Raw genomic sequence first — 20,141 nt, 5'->3', positions numbered from 1 at the left:
CGTGATATAAGTCTAAATTAAAAGTTGCAGTGACGCCTCCCATAATATTCAGCAGACTTAACTTCTGCGCGCCTTGGGCACTTTAAGATAGAGAAGCCTCAGTTTCCCACCAAAGGATCGTTCCATGATTAACTCTTCAAAGAATCGTGCCATCGGCCTGGCCATTCTCGCAGCAGCACTTTATGCTTTATCGGCTCCAGCGGCAAAGGTCCTTCTCCTACAGGTCGATCCCACTATGCTGGCGGGACTTCTGTATTTGGGTGCTGGCGTGGGCATGGGCGTGATCACAACTGTTGGTTTGAGCCGAAAATTGGCTCAGGCTGAACCATTCGACAGGACAGATGTGCCCTTCGTTGTGGCAATGGTGGTCCTGGATATCGCCGCACCCATTTTATTGGTTTGGGGATTATCTCTCACCACCCCGGCGACCACTTCTTTATTGAACAATTTTGAGATTGTGGCCACTTCTCTCATCGCTTGGGTTATCTTCAAGGAGGTGCTGAGTCGCAAACTCACTATCGCCATCGTTCTTCTCACTTTGGCGAGCATATTGCTCACCGTTGAAGCCACTGATTTCCGCCTCAACTGGGGCGCAGTACTCGTACTCGGTGCTTGTACTTGTTGGGGCCTGGAGAATAACTGCACCGCACGGCTGTCCTCAAAGAATCCAGCTCATATCGTGACCATCAAGGGGATTTTCTCAGGCCTGGGTAGTCTCATCATCGCCCTCGCAATCGGCGAAGGGGCACCCCCTTGGTTGTGGGTGGTATTAGCTATGCTGCTCGGTTTTATTTCCTATGGGCTCAGTATCACGACGTATATCTTGGCCCAAAAGCATTTAGGCGCGGCTAAAACCAGCGCCTATTATGCAATTGCCCCTTTTCTCGGAGTAGCTTTTTCTTTCGTCATTTTCGGTGAGAAACCGGCCTGGAACTTCTATGCGGCGCTGGGCATCATGGTCATAGCCACATGGTTGCTCATTCGCGATTCCATCGGTTTGCAACACTCGCACCAGCACGGTCACGAGCACACTCATAGTCACCGTCACGCTAACGGATTACTGCACTCTCACGCCCATGTGCACCATCACGATCACCGCCATATTCATCCCCGGGAGGAGGCTGATATAGCCATGGAATCTCACACCATAAGCCATACCCACACGTGGTTAGATCGACCTCACTCCCACGAGGACCATCACTAAGCGTTCAATTCCTCTGCTTTCTTAAGAATATTGCGGAGCATCAGCGGGAATATGAGTGAGTGGAAAGGAATGAGCGACCACCAGTACAGCCGACCCGGGAGTCCTGTTGGTTGGAATATGGCCCGTTGCGTATAGCGAGAGCCTGTATCGGTTTCTTCTACTTCGAGAATTAGCCACCCCCGTCCATCCAATTTCATTTCGGCGGCCAGCACCAATCGATGCGGGGCATCGATTTCTGCCACGCGCCACCAATCGACACGATCGCCAGGCTTCAGATGCCAGGGATCACGACGACTCCGCAGACCAGGGCCACCGATCAACCGGTCGACGAGACCGCGAATTCGCCACAGCACCGGAGTGGAATACCACCCGTGCGAACCACCAATCCCCTCGACGACCTCCCAAATCTTCTCGGGGGGCAAATCGGAGTGTCCATGGCGGGTATCCTCATAGACTGTGGAGCCAGACCACTGTGGATCAGTAGGTAGGCTGTCAGCGGCGTCTCCTGCAGAGCTCCAACTATTATCCCAGGATGTTGGCACACCGCGCTCCTCCTCTGCTTTGAGCGCCAACTGAACCGCGTGGGAATAATCAATGAGCCCCTCGGGTGGATCGGGAATAATCTGCTCGATATCATGCTCTTCAGTGATCGCATCTTCAGCCATTGATTGCGCCAGTGGGATTGCAAGACTTGCTGGTACAGGGGTTACCAACCCGATCCAGCCACCTGAGAGCAGATCCATGGGGAGCTGCAACGGAACTGGGAAAATATAACGTTTGAGTCCGCGTTGTTTACCGTAGAGTTTAAGCAAATCCATGAATTTGTAGACCTTGCCGCAGCCGATATCATATCCGCGGTTAACGGGCTCGTCTAGGTCTGCCGCCTGCACTAGGTAGTAGAGGGTATCCCGGATCGAGAGGGGCTCAATACGGTTGACGATCCAACTTGGCGCTACCATAATCGGGAGGCGTTCGGTGAGATGGCGGATCATCTCAAAGGAAGCCGACCCAGATCCGATCAAGGTAGCGGCACGATAAACCAGTGTGGGGATGTCGCTCTCAAGGAAAATTTGTGCCACACGTTCGCGCGAACGCATATGCTTTGACAGTTCATCCAGTTTCTTGTGCGATGGGTGCAGGCCCGAGAGATAGACAATCTGCTTGACATCGGCTGCCTCAGCCGCTCGGGCGAACGAGGTAGCGGTCCGTTGTTCAACTACTTCGAAATCCTCATCCTTACCGCCCATCGAATGCACGAGGTACATCGCTACATCAACGCCCTCCAGTATGCGCTCGGCATCACCCTCGTGAGCGAGATCAGCTTCGACAAGCTCGACATCATCGCTCCAATCGAAGCGTTGCATGCTTGAAATGCGTCGTGAGGATGCTCGAACCCTGAAACCGGCCGCCAGAAGTTCCGTGATCAAGCGACCGCCAACATATCCAGTAGCACCCGTAACGAGCACCAGTCGATCGGGGTTAGAAGCCTTCATATCTAGTGTAGGAGAATTATCTGAACTCATTATTTCAGTCTAGTAGTTAAAAGCTCTCGGGTGACCCAAAAACAAAAAGATGCCTCCCGTGCGGTTGTCTACACGGAAAGCATCTTTCTTTTTCTAGCTATTGGTTGCCCAATTTTCTATCAGCCTTCTCGCGTAGGGAGTCAATTTTGGCAGCCTTATCCTCACCAAGCTTCTCTTTGGCTAAATCGGCTGCTTTATCGAGAGCCGCATCACTGAACTTTTCACCTTGCTCGCTGTTGAGAAGTTGCTTAGCTTTGTCTGCTAAGGACATATTGAATCCTTTCTGGTTTGCCTACAGTGTCTTCCACCAATGTAGAGGATTATCTGTGCCAGTGCCGACAGGGCTGGCGAAAAGAAGGCAAGCCGGTGATCTTGTTGATTAATAACCTTGTCCTCCTCTCATAAGAAAACAATGAGATCGCCCAAATTACCCCGCCGTTGCAGCGGCCCAGGCTGTAGCCGAGCCCTGCAGTGGGTTAAGTGAATACTTAGGAAAATTAACCACTGCGATTGACCTATACCTATCTGGGTACTCTGCCCCGTGCGGCATGGGCTTTTACTCGGCATTAGCTTTGATTAGGCCCTGTACTCACCAAGGACTCTCAGACTTCGCTCTTAGCCGCACCTCGTCAGAGGCTAACCATTTAAATCGAAGATCACTATAACCCTCCCGTCGCCCACGGCGCTCAGTACTCGTGAGCACCTCACCTCGGGGTTAGGGGGGTCACTTATCACCACGGTCTATCTCATGCCTACCTGTAATGGCTGAAGTACATCTATCTTGAACTCACTGGGGTTGAGTGCTACTGGTGAGAGTTACTCGCACGAGCAGCGACCAACTGATCAAGACTAGACGCCACCACACGACGCGGATCACGACAACCAAAGAAAAAATGGCTGAAAAAACGATCGACTATAAATCTCAGCCCAATTGTGGTGGGTAGCTCACCTTGACGGTGGAGCTGCCCACTATTTTATCCGAACACCCTTTTAAGGCGGGATAGTGACACAGAGCAAGGAAGTCGCTTGTGCGACTTCCTTGCCCGAACTAAACCCGTGGACTAGCACCACGCACAGCGACTAATAAGGGTAAATAGACATCGGAATCGCATATGCATCTTTTGCAGTACCGCCGCGCATAAGCTGGCTAAGCTTTGCGATATGGGTGCCGACCTCATCCGGAGCGGGACTTTCAAACGAAAATGAATGCACGAGAAGCTCTTCGGCACCGTCGAGCGGCTGAGTCACAATACGCAGATTCTCTCCGTCGCTCGTTGCAGATACAGGGCGACGATCTGCACCAATAAGAGGTTCAGTTTCTCTAATTTCCTGATGCACAAGATCGACTTCCAGGAGCGTTCTTCGATGCGAAAAGTATGACACACTTCCTTCTTCGTAGCGAGAAGACCTATGTACACCTGGTCCTGGTAGCTCCTCGAGTTTTCCTTCATGTTTCAAGGTTTGTTTCTTGCTTAGACCATCGACTGAAAAAACATCCGCACTACTAAATTCGTCAGGAAATGAAATATAGGAATTTTCTTTCCAGCACCCAAGAACGGAGAAAAATTCTGAGGCAACTATTCCAGTAGGCCCGTTGAGACGAGACTCAGACAGTAATCCATCAACTCCCATACGCACAAGCGTTAATCCGCTGCCATCATCTTCATCGCGTTCTATCCAGACAGCTGTTTTATCAGTACAAGCCCTCAATGCGATCGGCCTCATATCACGAGTTACCACATTTGTAGTGTCCTCAGTAGCAAGCACGATGCGGCTAGCGTACGGACTACCACTCTTACTTTCATTAAAAACAAACACTGCTGTTTCGTTGTTTGCTGAACCAGCAGAAGTCGTTTGGGTCGGTAATACTAAACCTTCAATTGGTCTCTCAGATTGCTTGTGAAAATGCGAATCAAAAACAACCATTTGATCCATATCTGGTGCCATGTACCCTTCACCAAGCCTCTCTATCGAAGGGTTATACACCGAAGCAAGTTCAGAAAGAGAATCCACTTCGTCAGCGTTTGATCCAAAAACGTAGTTATGGTTGTTTGCGGAAGGAGCCACAGAAACAGCTCTAGCGATACCACCCCATTCCCAAGAAACAAGAGCTTTTGATTGCTGTGGGGTCTCTTGCGCACATGAAGATACAACAAATGCGCTCGCTCCCAAAGCCCAAACCGTTAGAAGCTTTCGAAATAGCATTCTGGGCAATGTTGACTTCCGATCAGTATTCGTAGGTATTATGCGACTTCAAAATGTCAGAAGGCATAACAGCTGGCTATAAGGTTCATAGGGATACTCTTCGCCGATATCAAGACCACCACCAGAAGCTTTCTTATATGCAGCCCATACCAGTTGTGCGCAATTGTATGCATCTTGCTCTAACGGCCCAATACGAGTTGCGAGAGACTTCTTGTTATAGCCTTTTCCTCCCTGGTCCTGCTTCTTAGCAAAGGCTACGGCACCTGCTCGAGTGGCGTCATCGGTTTTAACGTGCAAGAGTCTCGGAGCGCATACACCTTCTTGAATGCTCCCTAAAAGCCTCTGGACGCCTCGCTCAGGATTAACGGCTTCCACCGTCTCAATTTCTTCCGTTGTGGCCCCCTCTTTAACGAAGATGCCATTATGGCCACGATTGTAAGTATGAGTAGTAGCCACAGAATAGAATACGTCTCCGGCAAGAGTATTCGAGTTTCCAGGTGGAATATAACTGCAACCCGCAGCTTCATTATCGCTGTTCGATTGCAAAACAGGAGCTTCAACTAGCGCTGCGAGCAGATTGGATTGATTAAATTCAAGCGACTTAAGAGAATTCGCTAAAGGATTTTCAAATCCTATTTTGCTATCAATACCGTGATCTGCAAAGTCTTTCATTAGCACATCAAATATCTCTTGCGCCCCTTGACCATCTAAGCCAAAAGACTTGGCCAAACTAGAGATAGTTTCATTAAAGGATGCTATTTCGCCTCGCTCAAAGCGTTGACGCACATGCCACTCTCCAATGTTTTCCTGCGGTGCTACAGGATAATATCCATAGCGGCTTCTTTCGTATTCAACTTTAGCCCACTTAGACAAGATCGGTTCATAAACAGCCTGCGCTCCTGTCTTCGGTGTCCAGTAGATCATCCCATGTTCGAAGACATTGAAGAGTCCTATTCCATCTGGAGTGATGAGTTCATCGGCGAAGTAGCAGGTATCGCTGCTATCCATACCAACTCTCCAAACGATGATGTTGCTTTCATTAAAGTAGGCACAGGAATCCACGCAGATACCTTTATCCTTGCTAATGAGCCGTTAACCATTGGGGATCAAGCCGTACTTACCGGGTACGCGCAGCGCCAAGACTATGCCTCCTCAGCTAAGACAGTCATTTCTAAAAAAGTTGACTCCCTGGATTTCGGGAACGCTACATACACAGCTGTTTTCAAAGGGACATCCGCAACTGCTTCACGTTCCTGTGGCGGAGACTCAGGAGCCCCCATCTACAAGGACAATACCCTCTACGCAGTGCATATTGCCGGCGGATTCAACCCCGAATGCAACGATGGAAAAGACCGCCCCATGTGGCATACCCACGTTGTGCCACGAGTTTCCTGGATTAAAGAAACAGTCCACAACAATTCAAGTTTCACGGACCAGGAAAAATCCAAGGCGAACATCGGCCTAAAGCATGCAGCCACCGTTTGCCCAGATGCAAGCAAGCCCCAAGTTCCACACGAAGGTGGATTATCAAGTACACCCCCATCTAGCTCTTTTAAACTATCAAGCACGTAATCTTCTTACTCTCACTGCCTAGCGCCAGGGGAACCGTCTATTGCTTACGGCATGTTCCACCCCTTGGCTAAATAAGACCAGCCTCCCTTAGAGCGTTCAAATGACGATTAGCTTGCTGCCGAGTAATGCCTAGTTCCTGGCCTACGGTTCGTCCTGACGGAAGCTTCCTGTCTGGGTTCAGACATCCATCGCTGTTGCTAGCACCCGCCCTCGGGTTCCTTTTCCCTGGCTCTGGCGAGGTGCATTGGCAGCTTGGAGCTTCTTACGCGCTGCTTTCGTATCTTCTCCATTAGGATCGTTTTCCCAGCACTCTGCGGCTTTCTTACAGCCTTTGTGTCTCATGGTGGCGAGTGCTTTGCGTTCGCTGCTGGTGGCTTTCTCGCTAGCGCTGTGGCCTTGATAATCCGGGCTTGAGGACGTGGTGACGTATCCACGCACACGCCTGGCAATGGTTAGACGATCTGACACTGGTGGCTTGTCCCCGGGCCGCCCGGCTCCGCCGTGGGATTGTGCCATCTTGTAGGCGTGCTCGGATGCTCTCACACCGGTGTGCGCACTCTGCCCGAAAGAGATTTCCTGGACCTGCGCTAGTTCTCGCGAGACATATCAGCATAGTTCGCAAACAGAATCTCTTGGCGCTGCCGCTCGTTGGTGAGCTTGCGCGGAACTCCCATCGCTTTATCGAGTTCCCGATCTAGATCATCGTGAGCTCTAACAAGGGCATGGTCCATTGCTAACGGGTCGTAGTGGTCAACGCGCGAGTGATCGAGGTGAAGCTCGCGCGCGGCCAAACCAAGGTAGGAGTTCAGGCTATCCTCAGGTGACTCTCTAGCGTGCTTCTTCGCTCCCCTCTATCACCGCCTGATGATGATTATTGGTCGACCTAACGACCCATGATCTGACATTTCCTAAAAATGTTGAAGACAATTTGGATCGTATGTAACCTAGATCACGAATCTCCCCTCTCTAAGGATTGGAAACACTATGAGACCTCGATCAAAATCCCTGGCTTAACTAGCTTCCGTCGCTATCCTTTTCTCTGGTCAGGGTCAAGCCGTCGCTGCCGAAAAAGACGATCCTTTAACCCTTCAGGAGTTCCAATAACAGACCGATGCAGAGACATCAGTCACTCCGGAGGTTCTGGATCAAGCTTTTGAGGAGCTGATCAACTCGGATGTTCCCCGAACTGTAAATGACGACTCCCCCGTAACCTTCGACCTCGAGCACATGGATCTAACGTTGAAGGATTCACATGCCATCACCCCCTACGCAAGTGGAGGGAATGAAGAAGGGGGCTTTTGGGTAGAGTTCACCCCTCTTGAGAAGGACCTGATCATTAGAGGATCGGGGTTTGCCCTAGGGGCCGCCATCTGCGCCATTCCCGGTGTCGGGTGAGCTACCTGCACCGTCGTTAGAGCTATCATCACCGGGGCAACAGTGGTTCTCAGCCACCACAATATGTGCAATAATCGCATAAAGATCAATTACACAAGGGCCGGAGCGGTTCGTAACAGCGAGTGTACTTAACGATCAAGTGCGAAAGATGACTCATGAACAGGCATAAAATATCGCCCAATGCGATTGTCGTTGCACTATTTGGGCTGGCAATCTCAGGTTATGTCGCCATTTCAAACAGGTCGATCCTCGGATTTGCCATCCTCATACTGCTCGCCATAGTTGCGGCAGTACTGGTCAATCACGTCAAAAACAGTCATCAGGAATAACCGGCGAGTAAAGTCGTCTGCCGGACGCCAACCTGGCATAACGTTTTATCACCGTTTATTTCTGCATTGTTTGGCTAGGCTTCGCACGCTCTCCGACCCTCTCGGATTCCCTGCCCCCGCTCTCCCTAGCTCTACTGCTCGGCGCATGGCGTCGACTCTGATCCTCGAAACTGCCACACACCATATGCACTCCAAGAGCCTTGGGGTGCGCGCACTGACCGCCGTACCCAAACCAGCGCTACAACTGACCCCGCGCGAGAGGAAAACCGGTGAAACATTTTCACCCCGCGCGATACCTAAGCCATTCCCGAGAACGTCTTAAACTGCCCCAAACTCGCGGCTACAACTACGGCGTTCGTGGCACTTTTGCGCGTTCTGCCCGAGCTTCCCTACGTCCGCCGAAAGCGCGCGCCGCTTTCTTCTTCAAACGCGCCCCTGTGCACGCATAACGAAAAGTGCGCGCCCTCTTTCTCCAAAGCGTGCACTTAACGCTACAACCGGTGCTCCAAGAACCCGGCAGACTCGCCACAAAGCTTGCTACAACCCCCCCGCTCCAACAAAGCTAAATGAGTTCCGGGTCGTTGCTTGTGAAGCTGGTTAAGTATCTCTGCTCCGAAGTTCTTTCGAGATGTGATTAACTTCTTTTTGAAGATTAATCAGCATTTGCGCCCCTTTAAAAGCAAGCGAAATTATAAGAACAGGAACTAAAGGAGTAGCCCCAATGACGAGGATTTCCATTTTTTCTTCCTTCGACGCTTGGGCTGTTAAACAGCAACCTGGGTTCCAGAATTTTAGCCTCTCTGTAGTATGACTTGAAGCACATACTAATGAGAAGTCTCCCTGCTGCCCAGGGGGTGAGAGAAACTCTCTTCAACCACCCGCCCCGACACAACCAACCACCACCCAAGCACTCACCAAACAATCCCCTCTAGGTAAGTACTTTCCCTAGGGAAAACACACCCCTACTACTAAAGGTTTTCTAATCGAAGATAGTAACCAACCGGCTACCGCCCGGGGGAAGCGTATATTGCTTACGGCGGGTTGCACTTTTAGCCAATCAATCCGGCAGCCCTAAGTTCGCGTAAATGAGCGCTTGTCGTCTTGCAAGTGATGCCTAATTCACGGCCAATAGCCGCGCCTGAAAGCACTTTGCCGGTCTGGGCTAGCTCGGCAGCATAGACGGCTAAGACTCTCGCGCGGGTTTCGTTGCCCGCCAGTTTCTAACGCTTGTTGGCTGCTGCGAGTTTCTGGCGTTCTTTCTTCGCGTAGTCACTGTTGGGGTCTTGCCAGCGCTTGGCTGCGGTCTGCCTGCCCTCCATTGGCGGAAGTTAAGGCGAAGCCCCGCGGTAGCTTAACCATGAAAAAGCGCAGCGTAGCTACTAAATGGGACCTCTTGGCGTTGCTTCTCGCTCGTGAGTTTGCGAGGCGCTCCCATCGCTTTATCAACCTCACGGTCAATGCGTCATGCACCTTCACCAACTCAAGCGACATCGCTAGCGGAGTGTGATGATTAGCCAAGGAACGCTCCGGGTACAACTCCCGGGCAGCTAAAACTTTCTTGCCCGCGTTGATAATCCGCTCCCTTGTTGCCTCATCCAAATCAGGCACGGGGAAGGTATTCCACGTAAGCGTGTTGAAAAGCGTAGTCGCGATTCCAACCGACCCCCTACGGTTCTTTGCCACGTGATGAACATGGAAGAAGAAATTAAAGCGATCAGTAGTCCGTCTTCATCAGGTGCCCGGAACACAGCGTCTGATGGAACTACTGTTTCGTCATACCGTGCAACGGTAAAAAGTTGCGTATCTCACTTACAACCCTTGGAATACACAAAAAATGGTTCTTGAGGTTGCCTGCGTTCAGTGAACAGGTGCGGCACCTGGGATAGCTCCCGTGTAGAAGATTCTTACTTCTCGCACTGAAGTCCGCTACGTGGTGGGCCATTTGGTATATAGATTTGCCATAGCTTAAAGCTAGAAAACGACACCCAAATATCACATCTGGAACAAAAAGCGTGGATTTCGGCACAAGCAGCCCGAGCGACCCCCGGGAGGAGTAGGCACCTACATAACGCCGCATAACCCGCTATTTTCGGGCCGATCTATACACGCTTCTTGTCCCTTAGCCCGCGGCGGGGAAATTTAATTTATTAACGCATAAAGTGCAAATTAGGATTGCTTTTGCTAACCTAAGTGTGGGAGATGGCCCTAAAGTAGGGTTTATACCCCAAGGTACCTGAGGGTAAAAAAGTAAGTTGCAGGCTAGTCTATTTTCTTTAAGAAGTAAATATGCAAATATAGAAAGGTTTAGCTTTTGAAAGCATCATTTAAACGGGGCTTATTAATATCTGTCACTGCAGGACTGCTCGGTGGCGGAGCCAACTATCTAATGGAAGGCGACGTTGCCAAATCCATAGCTGTGGTTGGGATAGGTTTCGCACTCGGCCTGATAATTATGCTGCTCTTTTCTATCGGAGGTGGGCCTAAGGATGTCTGATAAAGACATCGGTATATCGAGGTTAGTGTAGAACCCTGGCTTCACATGCAGACGCCAGGGTAACTAATTGGTGCTTTCCTATCTGCGCCAGGTTCAAGTCATTTCCACGCCTGAAGATAGTGACGTTCTGGACATATTGGAAACCTCAGGAGCGTTCAAGTGCAATTTTTTCGATCTGCGAGAATTTATGAATTAACCTAGTTATGGATAACTTGATAGGGGAAAAAGTGTTTACAGTGGCTGCGGAGATGATTGGGAAACGATACCGGGATACAACGGTTCTTGATGACATCACCTTCACTATCTCCAGTGGTGATATCTTGGGAGTCCTGGGCCCGAATGGTGCCGGGAAATCTACTCTCATTAGACTGATTAGTGGTTTAGAGGAGCCTACTTGCGGTGACATTAGGGTTCTAGGTCAACGGCCAACAGCTCGCGTAAGTAAACAAGCTCTGGGTCTAGTGCCGCAAGAAACAAAGCTGCCGGATTCTTTGAGCGCTCTTGAAATGGCGCAGTTCGTCTCATCGCAGTTTCCTGGCAGTCCCACAGATACTGATTTTTGCTTGAAGCACCTGGAAAGTTGGGACATCGGGCAATTCGCAAAAAAGCAGTTGCGTAGCCTCTCTGGTGGCCAAAAACACCGCGTCAGTGTGGCCTTGGCTTACCTTGGAGATCCGAAATTGGTTCTCCTGGATGAGCCGACCACTGGATTAGACACCGAAGCCCGCCGATTAATGTGGGATAAAATTCAACGGCAGTCTCAGCGTGGTGTCGCGACCTTGCTAACTTCACACTATTTAGATGAGGTGGATTTGCTTGCTGATCATATTCTTCTCCTAGATAAGGGACGAAGCAAAGGTTACATGACTAAAGCTGAGTTTCTGCGAGTGTCACAAGCAACCGTTGTTGAATGCACAGTGGATAACCCCGAAGTAGTGCAAAGCCTGCCTAGCGTTGGCAGTTGCGAGCTTTCTCAAGGCGCGGACTCCCCTTCCATGAGCGCAGGGGACGGCAACGGCAGGCGCCTGAAGTTTACCGTTAGCAATATCAATGCTTTTGTTAAAGAGCTAGTTGCCAGCGGAGTTAATTTCACAGAACTCCGAGCTAACCCCATGTCGTTGGAAGAAGCTATGGAGACACGATTGCGTGAACAGGTAACCACCAATTTTGAGGAGCTGCGATAATGACTAATGCGTTAAGGGTTTTTTCTGGTCATCTCAAAGTTGTGGTTTTGGAAACATTTCGGGATTTGATGGCTCTGACTGGAAATATTGTCATTCCGCTGTTGTGTTTTGTGTTCTTTGTTCTTCCGAACTCACAAGTTGTAGAGGATGCCCATCTTGCGACTGAATCGACGCTGCAGCTGGTCGTGATGATTTCAATGTCAACCTGTTTGTTTGGGTTTAGTACTTCGATTGCCCAGGATAGGCAGACTGGGTTTGCTAACTATCTACGGACTTTGCCTTACGGCCTCTTCCCCCGCTATATCGCCCATATCGTCACAGTTAGCCTCATGATGGTGGTGGGTATAGCTCTGCTCTTGGGCTGCGCTCTGGTTACTACCGAATTCGAACTGACACGGCATTTTGTGGCTGCGACCGGCGGCCTGGTGGCATCGACAGTGATGTTCGGTTTGCTCGGCAGCTTCATGGGGAGGATCTTGACTACGAAATCCGTTGTTACTGTTGCCCAGTTACTCTTTTTAACATTGGCTTTTGCTGGCGGAATCTTGGTTTCGCCTTCCTACATGCCGGAGCGATTGAATGATTTAAGCTTGTTGCTACCTTCACGGGCCGCGCGAGATCTCATTGTTGATCTTGGGCTAGGAAATAACCTAGCTACGGCGACCTTGATCGGGTTTGGGGCGTGGACCGCAGGCTTTGCTCTGCTAAACACCTTAGCAGTTAGGCGAAAACTCTCTTGAGTGGTTTCCAATTTCCGCTAACTAGCTTTGGCGCAAACCGGGTTCATGACTATTTTCTTCCCCCGTTACGCTCAATTAGGCGCATCCCTAATTGGGAGTCCTCCTCAAAATCTTTTGGATGCCGGCTGTCAGTTTGGGCAATTATCTCATGTTTTGAAGTCATTGGAAGACCAGGGATGGGGGAAACCGACTATACGGGTATTGACATAGACACCCAGGCCCTGAATTTTGCGAGAAATCAATTTTCTCTTCGGAATTCAGGCCATAGTTTCTTCAACAATATATCGCCGAATATAATCGACAATTTCATGAATGGTTTGATTGTATTGTTTGTAGGCTAACATTATCTCTAGTTGATTATCCACGGAACGCTTTATCTATTTTCCCGAACTATCTAGTTCCGGGCGGTAGAGTTATTATAGTTGATTTCTCGCTCAAACGTTCTTTACGTACGAGTTCTTCAAATAAGCCTGCAATCTTTCCCATGGGAGTGAAAGACTATGTAATTGGTCAGAGGGGCTTGGGGCTAAGGCTTGTTGAAATTAAGGAAATTACAAAAAAATTATCGTGCGAGACCGGCCTGACTGCGGAATGGGATTACTTCTTGGACGATGGCTCGATGTTCGTTCCATTGTTGGAAGAATCAGTAGGAGAAACGCTGACTAATATTGATTGCCCTGGCAGTGTGTATATTTATGTCCTTAACCTATGTAAGCCGCCGTAGATGCTAGAAAATTGCGGTGATTAGCGGTGGCTGGTTTGGTACTTAAGGTAATTCATACGTTATGTGCATTCTATTGGCCGGATGTTACGCGTAAAAATAACGTCGTTACTTCTTGGGCATACTACGATGCGCCAACGGTCATCATTGCTCTTCCGGCCGTACCCGGTTATCTACGCGCTGTCATCAAGGACATTACTGGTTCGTATCGAAGAGCCATTCTCTATCCTAGGCTGGCTGCAACCGCTGGAGTGGGGTTTCACTACTTGAAACTATGTGTCGGGCGTTACATGTGGAGACCACCTACCAGACTGTTGATTAGGCCCTGCATAGAGTGCCACGATACCTGTGTTGTCCGCTAGACTTTATCTACCATGTCTAGATCCGATGATCCACTCCAGCCGCTGATTAAAGATCCTTATGCTCAGGTGACAACGCCTATCCCTTCGATCTCTCAGCGACATCTCCCCCGTTTTCGCGGCCAGTCTCATCGCAAGAATATGTCCCAAGCGTTTATTACAGGCGCCACCCTTTATCACGATATCCGCCCGTCCTATCCCATTGAAGTTCTCGACCTCATTGGCAAAGCAGATAAAGTCCTCGACATAGGAGCTGGAACGGGAAAATTCACCGAGCTTTTAGCTCAAGACTCTAGATTCCAGCAGATTTATGCGCTCGAACCCAGCGCCGATATGGCACGTAGTTTTACTCGCGCCCTACCCCAGATTCCAATTCTCAGGGCGAACGCAGAGGAGATACCGTGTACCGAGGGCTCTTTCGACCTTATAACTGTTGCTCAAGCATGGCATTGGATGGATAATGAGCGGGCTAGTAAAGAACTCGCACGGATCTCGACGATTGATGCCTCAGTTCTTTTGGTGTGGAATACACTCGATGTCGATATCCCGTGGGTGCATCGGCTCAGCCGCATTATGCACTCAGGCGATACGCTCAAGCGCGGCTTCGTCCCCCAGGTCGCTCCGCCTTGGCTCATTGTCGAGGACTACCGCGGTTCTTGGGATCAGATCATCTACCCTCCACAACTCCTAGAGTTAGCCCAGACCCGCTCCTACTGGCTGCGGGCTCGTGACAAGGATCGCGAACGCCTCACAAAAAATTTGACGTGGTATCTCTTCGAAAAACTTGAATTAGATCCTGCCCGTCCGCTCGCGCTGCCCTATAGGGTTGATGCTTTCCTTTTGCAGAAAGCCCGCTGAGATGAGCAGAAGATAGAAGAATGCTGTGATCCAGAAATCTCTTGGATCACAGCATTTTTTAGGACTTACGTCCGCGGCGTTCTCTCACTCGCACCGCTATGCGAACTGGCGAACCCTCGAAACCGAAGGACTCTCGGAATTTTCGCTCCAAATAGCGTCGGTAACCAGCATCGAGGAAGCCTGTTGTAAAAAGCACAATTACTGGTGGCCTCGTGGACGCCTGGGTGGCGAAAAGTACCCGGGGCACTCGTCCGCCCTTCATAGGAGGCGGATTTTGCGCAATGACTTGCCGCAACCAGTTATTGAGCTGCCCCGTCGTTACTCGCTGGTCCCAGCTTTCGAGAGCCTTGATCATATACGGCTCCAAGCGGTTGAGTGCGCGACCGGTTTCCGCTGAAATATTGATTCGCGTCACCCATGGTATATGGGCTAGCTGCTGATCGATTTCGCGGTCGAGCTCCCACCGGCGGTCATCGGTCATGAGATCCCACTTATTAAAAGCGAGCACCAATGCCTTTCCCGATTCCAAAATCATATTGAGTACCCGCTGATCCTGCTCACTAACGGGCTCGGAGGAATCAATCATCATCACGCAAACTTCGGCTGCATCGATTGCGGCCCGGGTGCGTAGAGATGCGTAGTACTCGTGGCCCTGGGCATTTTTCACTTTTTTACGCAGTCCAGCAGTATCGACAAAGCGCCAGGTTTGCTGGTCGAGGTGCACGATGGAATCCACTGGGTCGACGGTGGTGCCGGCGATATTATCTACCACCGAGCGTTCTTCACCAGAGATCTTATTCAACAACGAGGACTTACCGACATTCGGTTTACCGACCAAGGCTACACGCCGCGGTCCTTCGGTAATCGAGGAATGTCGAGGTTCCTCTGGGAATAAACGTAAAATTTCCTCCAGCACGTCGGCACCACCTCGGCCGTGGAGGGCAGAAACTGGCCACGGATCCCCAAGACCGAGAGCATAGAACTCAGCCATATCGGCGTATTGGTTATCGGAATCAAATTTATTGGCTACGAGGATAACGGGTACATCGGAGCGCTGCAGTTTTCGCGCCATGACACTATCGGTCTCGGTGATGCCCACCTTCGTGTCCACCACCATAACTATCACATCGGCCGTGGACATGGCTACTTCTGCTTGACGCGCGATTGCGCTGTGGATGCCCTTGGTATTTGGATCCCAGCCGCCAGTATCCTGGACCCAGAAGCGACTTCCGCCCCAATCGGCAATATAGGATATGCGATCGCGCGTGACCCCGGGATGGTCCTCGACCACAGCTTCACGGCGCCCTAAGAAACGATTAACGAGCGAAGATTTTCCCACATTGGGTCGGCCTACAATGGCAACGGTGCACAGTTTTTCGGAGATTGTATCATCGCGTTCGAAGCCGAAGGCACGCTCAACCTCTTCCCAATCCTGCTCGGAATAATCGTCGCCGAAATCGGGATCAGAGAACTCCGTTTCATCGAACTCTTCACCAAGGAATTTTGGGTCGTCATAGTCGAAGTCTTGAGCGTCAAAATCTCGGGCGGCATAGCCACCGCCCACGACCTCGATGTCTTCTTCTTCGTAGGCTTGATCGGCTGGAATCTCACCGTGACGTGTGGGATAGACAAATACTGTTTCTTCTTCTGTCTCGTGCTGATTTTTATTCGTCATGGGTGTTCTCCTTAGCCGCAGTTGTATTGTCAACGAGTTCGGTCACCACGGCAACGACCTCGTTAAGTGATAGATGTGAGGAATCGACCACGTGAGCGTCCTTAGCCGGTACGAGGGGACTAAGCGACCGCGTGGAATCTAGCTCATCGCGCCGCTGTACGGCAGCGAGAATTGCATCAAACTCCGCCTCGCGGCCTGATCGAAGTTCTTGGTCAAGACGGCGCTGAGCTCGCACTTCAGCAGAAGCTGTGAGAAAGATCTTCACCTGGGCCTGAGGAAGGACAACCGTGCCAATATCGCGCCCATCAACTACGCAGCGCTGGGCTTTTAGCGCCAAATCGCGCTGCAAGCCCACAAGGTTATCGCGCACTTCTTTTACCGATGATACTGCCGAGACTGCCTGGGTTACCGCAGTGCCACGTATCTCCTCTGAAACGTCCTCGCCACCAAGAATCACCTCTGTGGCTAGTGGATCCTCGTTAACGTCGAGTGGCAGATTGGTAGTTGCTGTGGCAACAGCGGTGGCATCCTGAGGGTCGATACCCAGGCGTAGAATATGCAAGGTCGCTACTCGATACATGGCGCCTGTGTCGAGATAGTGCGCGTGATAACGCTGGGCAACCAGCCGGCACACCGTAGACTTTCCAGCCCCCGAAGGTCCATCGACGGCAATGATCAGTTGATCAGCCATTACATGTCCACCACCTTATACAGGCTGGTTAATTCCGAGGTATTGAGGGCCCTCAGCGTGCCAGGCTTTTGCTCGCCCAACTGGATATTATGCAGCTTGGTGCGTACCAGAGCCTGCACGGGGAAGCCAGCTTCCTTCAGCATGCGACGCACTATGTGCTTACGTCCCTCGTGGATCTCCAGCCGAATCAGGGATTTACCTTGGTAGGTGTCAACAATCTGAACGTGATCGGCGCGTGCGGGCCCATCATCAAGCTCGATTCCCTTGAGTAAGGTACGAACCAAGTTGCGGTCGGCTTCGCCAAGTACCGTGGCGAGGTAAGTTTTCGAGACCTTGTAGCTGGGGTGCATGAGGCGGTTGGCTAGTTCTCCATCGTTGGTAAGAAGAATGAGCCCCTCCGTCGCCGCATCGAGCCGACCTACGTGAAAGAGGCGTTGGCCAGCGCTGACGCGTTCAGAAACAAGATCTCCAATACAGGGACGACCCATATCATCACTCATCGTGGAGTGCACGCCTCGGGGCTTATTCAAGACGAAGTACTGATAGTTTTCGTTAACATTGACCCGCACCCCATCCACCCGTATGAGATCGTTCTGCGGATCAACTCGCAGTCCCTGTTCCTGCACGATCTTTCCGTTAACTTCTACACGGGCTTGATCAATGAGCACTTCCGCGTGACGACGGGATGCTACGCCCGCTTGCGCAAGCACCTTTTGGAGACGAATCCCCTCACTACGGTGAACTGGCCCCCTGTCGAATGCGGTTTTATGCTGGTGCCGCGCTGGCTTTGCATTGGAGATATAGAGCTTGTCATCGCTTGATCGCGATGGCTTGCGTCGCGATCCCGATCCTCCGCGGCCTGATTGTTGTGCACCACTTCGTTTCGAACGTGGTTTTCCCGGTGTGCCATCCCGGCGAGCGGTTGGAGACATATGTCGCCTACTTTCAGTACAAGTGTCAAATAACATTCCCACCCTAGTCTACTGCCACGGGTAATACCACCTCCCACAGTAAAGCTCGAGTCTTAGGGTTGATCGAACTCGTCAATACTATCGATATCAGGGAGCAGAGGTGCTAGAGCTGGCAATTCTTCGAGCGACTCAATGCCCAGCAGCTCGAGAAAAAGAGCCGTGGTTTCATACTGCTGGGCGCCAGTGATCGCCTTCGTTTCAGCCTCGCGTATTAAACCGCGCAGGGTGAGTGTGCGTACGACCCCGTCGACGTTGACTCCCCGAATGGCAGCGATCTGCGCACGAGCTACGGGCTGGCGATAAGCGATAATCGCGAGGGTCTCCATCGCCGCCCGTGATAGTTTCGATTGCGAACCGTACAGCAGAAATTTTTCCACCCACTCGGCATTCTCACGACGAGTATAAAGCCTCCACCCCTCCGAGCTTTCCCTCAAGTCGAAACCACTACCACGTTGATGAAATTCCGCGCTAATCTCTTTGAGTGTGGCGCTGACGTGGCTTTCAGGTTGCGCTAGTGCGGCCGCGAGAGCTCCCGCAGTTATCGGGGAGTCAGAGACGAGCAAGATGGATTCGATCTGTGATCGCAGAGCGGATAGCGGATTCATTTTATCGTCCTTACCGCTCGCTCGAATCGTCCCACGTTGAATTGCGGAGTTCGATGCCCCGGACGATACCTAGAATCTGTTGGTCGACGTCGTAGAGGACCTCGTCCAGGATAACCGGATCAACCTTGGTTTCATTACGGGCGGCCAAAAGTTCCTGCTGCGCTGCTCGTAGCGCCTCAAGGTTGATCTGAGCCATTTGGGTAGCTTCTTTGCGGGCGTGATCCCTGAGAGTCTTTGGGTCCACCACTGCATCGTCCTCGTAATGAATAAATTCTTCAAAGCGCTGCATGACAAGCTCAAGACGATCTTGCGGTAGATCTTTAGCGTGAGCGTCGATGACCCCTCGGGCAGCTTTGCGGGCACGACTGGCGAGCTCGGTGCGGGTTCGGTCGCCAAAAGCATCGGGATCTGCGTCTAAGTTGAGCTTTTTCATGAGTGCGGGAAGCGCTAGGCCCGGGATCACCATGGTCATAATTAAAACCACAAGGACGATGACGGGGAGCTCATGATAGAGCTTAAAATAGGTTGACGATGGAATGGACAAGACAAGGGTGAGAGTTACCAGCCCGCGCATACCAGCAAAAGTCAGAAGAAGAACTTCCTGGAGGCGCAGGGGCGAGGCAGTCTTACGTTTACCAGTGGTATTGAACCTATAAATAACTAAGAGAAAACTCATTCTCACGACAATGGCGACAACCGAGAGCGCCACTCCCACGAGTACCGCTTCGAGCAGTCCCGAGCCCATCTCTGAGATAGCTCGGCGGACGGTGGTGCCAATGAGACCGAAGGCTACACCGGTGAAAAGAAACTCCACCGTTTGCCAAAAAGATGTACCCGAGAGTCGGTCTTGAGCATTGATTTCAACTTTGGAATTGTATTCCACTGCAGCTACCACAATCGCTACCACCCCAGATGCCCCGAGCGCATCCGCGACCAGGTAGGTGGCAAACGGTATGGTCCAGGTGAGCGCGTTTCGAGCAGTGGAAGATTGCACCCAGCTTACGAATTTTGCCGAGGAGAATCCAATCATCAACCCAACAATGACGGCAACGCCGGCTCCGTATATAAATGCAAGAATTGGTTCCCACCAGCTCGGGGATTTCTTCTCCACAATCACCGACAGCGCCATAGAAAAGATCATGATCGAAGCGGCGTCATTAAAGAGCCCTTCATTCTGCAGGGTATTACTGATGCGGTAGGGAACGCCGGCGGGTTTGGCTACGGCATCTACAGCTACCGGATCCGTGGGAGCGATCGCGGCACCAATCATCATAGCGCCGGCCAAGGATAGACTCGGGATAAGAGCATACGCGCTTATCCCGATTGCGACTGAGGAGACAACAGTGAGCACCACCGCCAGTAGGGCGATTTCTAACCACTGGCGTCTGACCATCCCCCAACTTGAGCGCCTAGCCAAGGCCCACAGGAGCGGCGGGATGAAAATCGGCAGAATGAGATCCGGTGGAATCTCTACGGTTGGTATGCCGGGAAAGAGAATAGCTGCGCCTGTGACGACGGTCAAGAGGGCGGGCCATGGTAGGCCTGTGCGTTCGCCGATGGCCACCATCACCACCGTGGCCCCGATTAGCGCGATGACCGCGATCATAATGAGCAC

Annotated in this window: 18 protein-coding genes; 6 read left to right on the top strand and 12 right to left on the bottom strand. The window is 51.3% G+C overall.

The features are described from left to right. Positions 1-124 precede the first annotated feature (124 nt). Positions 125-1,204 (top strand): DMT family transporter, encoded by a 1,080-nt coding sequence (locus tag NXS13_RS00170; protein WP_259289202.1) that lies wholly within the window; start codon positions 125-127, stop codon positions 1,202-1,204. Here NXS13_RS00170 and NXS13_RS00165 read toward each other — a convergent pair. From NXS13_RS00165 to NXS13_RS00150, 4 genes are all read right to left on the bottom strand, one after another. Next, positions 1,201-2,727, bottom strand: coding sequence for an SDR family oxidoreductase (locus tag NXS13_RS00165; protein WP_259289201.1), 1,527 nt, complete (start codon positions 2,725-2,727; stop codon positions 1,201-1,203). The two genes, NXS13_RS00170 and NXS13_RS00165, sit on opposite strands and share 4 nt — an antisense overlap. A 97-nt stretch (positions 2,728-2,824) precedes the next feature. Then, entirely contained in the window at positions 2,825-2,998 is a 174-nt protein-coding gene (locus NXS13_RS00160) for an Rv0909 family putative TA system antitoxin (protein WP_259289200.1), read from the bottom strand. Between the two features lie 809 nt (positions 2,999-3,807). Continuing rightward, positions 3,808-4,932, bottom strand: a complete 1,125-nt coding sequence (locus NXS13_RS00155; protein WP_259289199.1) for a hypothetical protein — start codon at positions 4,930-4,932, stop codon at positions 3,808-3,810. Positions 4,933-4,980: 48 nt separating this feature from the next. Beyond that, positions 4,981-5,856, bottom strand: a complete 876-nt coding sequence (locus NXS13_RS00150; RefSeq protein WP_259289198.1) for a hypothetical protein — start codon at positions 5,854-5,856, stop codon at positions 4,981-4,983. Between the two features lie 3 nt (positions 5,857-5,859). Between NXS13_RS00150 and NXS13_RS00145 the strand changes: the two genes are divergently transcribed. Further along, positions 5,860-6,504, top strand: coding sequence for a trypsin-like serine protease (locus tag NXS13_RS00145; RefSeq protein ID WP_259289197.1), 645 nt, complete (start codon positions 5,860-5,862; stop codon positions 6,502-6,504). 177 nt (positions 6,505-6,681) lie between these two features. On the opposite strand, the gene NXS13_RS00140 is transcribed toward NXS13_RS00145, so the two are convergent. Together NXS13_RS00140 and NXS13_RS00135 are read right to left on the bottom strand one after the other, a co-directional pair. Continuing rightward, positions 6,682-7,047 (bottom strand): hypothetical protein, encoded by a 366-nt coding sequence (locus NXS13_RS00140; RefSeq protein WP_259289196.1) that lies wholly within the window; start codon positions 7,045-7,047, stop codon positions 6,682-6,684. Between the two features lie 44 nt (positions 7,048-7,091). Then, positions 7,092-7,295 (bottom strand): type IIL restriction-modification enzyme MmeI, encoded by a 204-nt coding sequence (locus NXS13_RS00135; RefSeq protein ID WP_259077034.1) that lies wholly within the window; start codon positions 7,293-7,295, stop codon positions 7,092-7,094. Between the two features lie 759 nt (positions 7,296-8,054). Here NXS13_RS00135 and NXS13_RS00130 point away from each other — a divergent pair. Next, on the top strand, positions 8,055-8,228 hold the full coding sequence (locus NXS13_RS00130; RefSeq protein WP_259077036.1) for a hypothetical protein: 174 nt from the start codon (positions 8,055-8,057) through the stop codon (positions 8,226-8,228). 1,547 nt (positions 8,229-9,775) lie between these two features. Here NXS13_RS00130 and NXS13_RS09325 read toward each other — a convergent pair. Next, positions 9,776-9,976: a type IIL restriction-modification enzyme MmeI gene (locus NXS13_RS09325; RefSeq protein ID WP_310593313.1), complete on the bottom strand. Its 201-nt coding sequence runs from the start codon at positions 9,974-9,976 to the stop codon at positions 9,776-9,778. A gap of 949 nt (positions 9,977-10,925) precedes the next feature. On the opposite strand from NXS13_RS09325, the gene NXS13_RS00125 reads away from it, so the two are divergent. From NXS13_RS00125 to NXS13_RS00115, 3 genes are all read left to right on the top strand, one after another. After that, the gene (locus NXS13_RS00125; RefSeq protein ID WP_259289195.1) at positions 10,926-11,906 is read left to right on the top strand and encodes an ABC transporter ATP-binding protein; all 981 of its coding nucleotides are present in this window, start codon (positions 10,926-10,928) and stop codon (positions 11,904-11,906) included. Continuing rightward, entirely contained in the window at positions 11,906-12,646 is a 741-nt protein-coding gene (locus tag NXS13_RS00120) for an ABC transporter permease (RefSeq protein ID WP_259289194.1), read from the top strand. Before NXS13_RS00125 ends, NXS13_RS00120 begins: the two co-directional genes overlap by 1 nt. 1,095 nt (positions 12,647-13,741) lie before the next feature. Further along, entirely contained in the window at positions 13,742-14,584 is an 843-nt protein-coding gene (locus NXS13_RS00115; RefSeq protein ID WP_259289193.1) for a class I SAM-dependent methyltransferase, read from the top strand. A gap of 58 nt (positions 14,585-14,642) precedes the next feature. Here the strand turns inward: NXS13_RS00115 and der are convergent, their stop codons facing one another. From der to NXS13_RS00090, 5 genes are all read right to left on the bottom strand, one after another. After that, entirely contained in the window at positions 14,643-16,259 is a 1,617-nt protein-coding gene (gene der / locus NXS13_RS00110) for a ribosome biogenesis GTPase Der (RefSeq protein WP_259289192.1), read from the bottom strand. After that, a complete protein-coding gene (gene cmk / locus NXS13_RS00105) occupies positions 16,249-16,950 on the bottom strand; it encodes a (d)CMP kinase (protein ID WP_259289191.1) in 702 nt (233 codons plus the stop codon). Before cmk ends, der begins: the two co-directional genes overlap by 11 nt. After that, entirely contained in the window at positions 16,950-17,882 is a 933-nt protein-coding gene (locus NXS13_RS00100) for a pseudouridine synthase (RefSeq protein WP_259157837.1), read from the bottom strand. Before NXS13_RS00100 ends, cmk begins: the two co-directional genes overlap by 1 nt. Before the next feature lie 92 nt (positions 17,883-17,974). Beyond that, a complete protein-coding gene (gene scpB, locus NXS13_RS00095) occupies positions 17,975-18,526 on the bottom strand; it encodes an SMC-Scp complex subunit ScpB (RefSeq protein WP_259289190.1) in 552 nt (183 codons plus the stop codon). Positions 18,527-18,536: 10 nt separating this feature from the next. Beyond that, positions 18,537-20,132, bottom strand: a complete 1,596-nt coding sequence (locus NXS13_RS00090; protein ID WP_396125056.1) for a cation:proton antiporter — start codon at positions 20,130-20,132, stop codon at positions 18,537-18,539. Positions 20,133-20,141 lie beyond the last annotated feature (9 nt).

The sequence above is a fragment of the Corynebacterium sp. ES2730-CONJ genome, from assembly GCF_024834055.1.
GTDB lineage: Bacteria > Actinomycetota > Actinomycetes > Mycobacteriales > Mycobacteriaceae > Corynebacterium.
The sequence above is the reverse complement of the archived record's forward strand: the minus strand, read 5'-3'. Positions and strand labels throughout refer to the sequence as shown.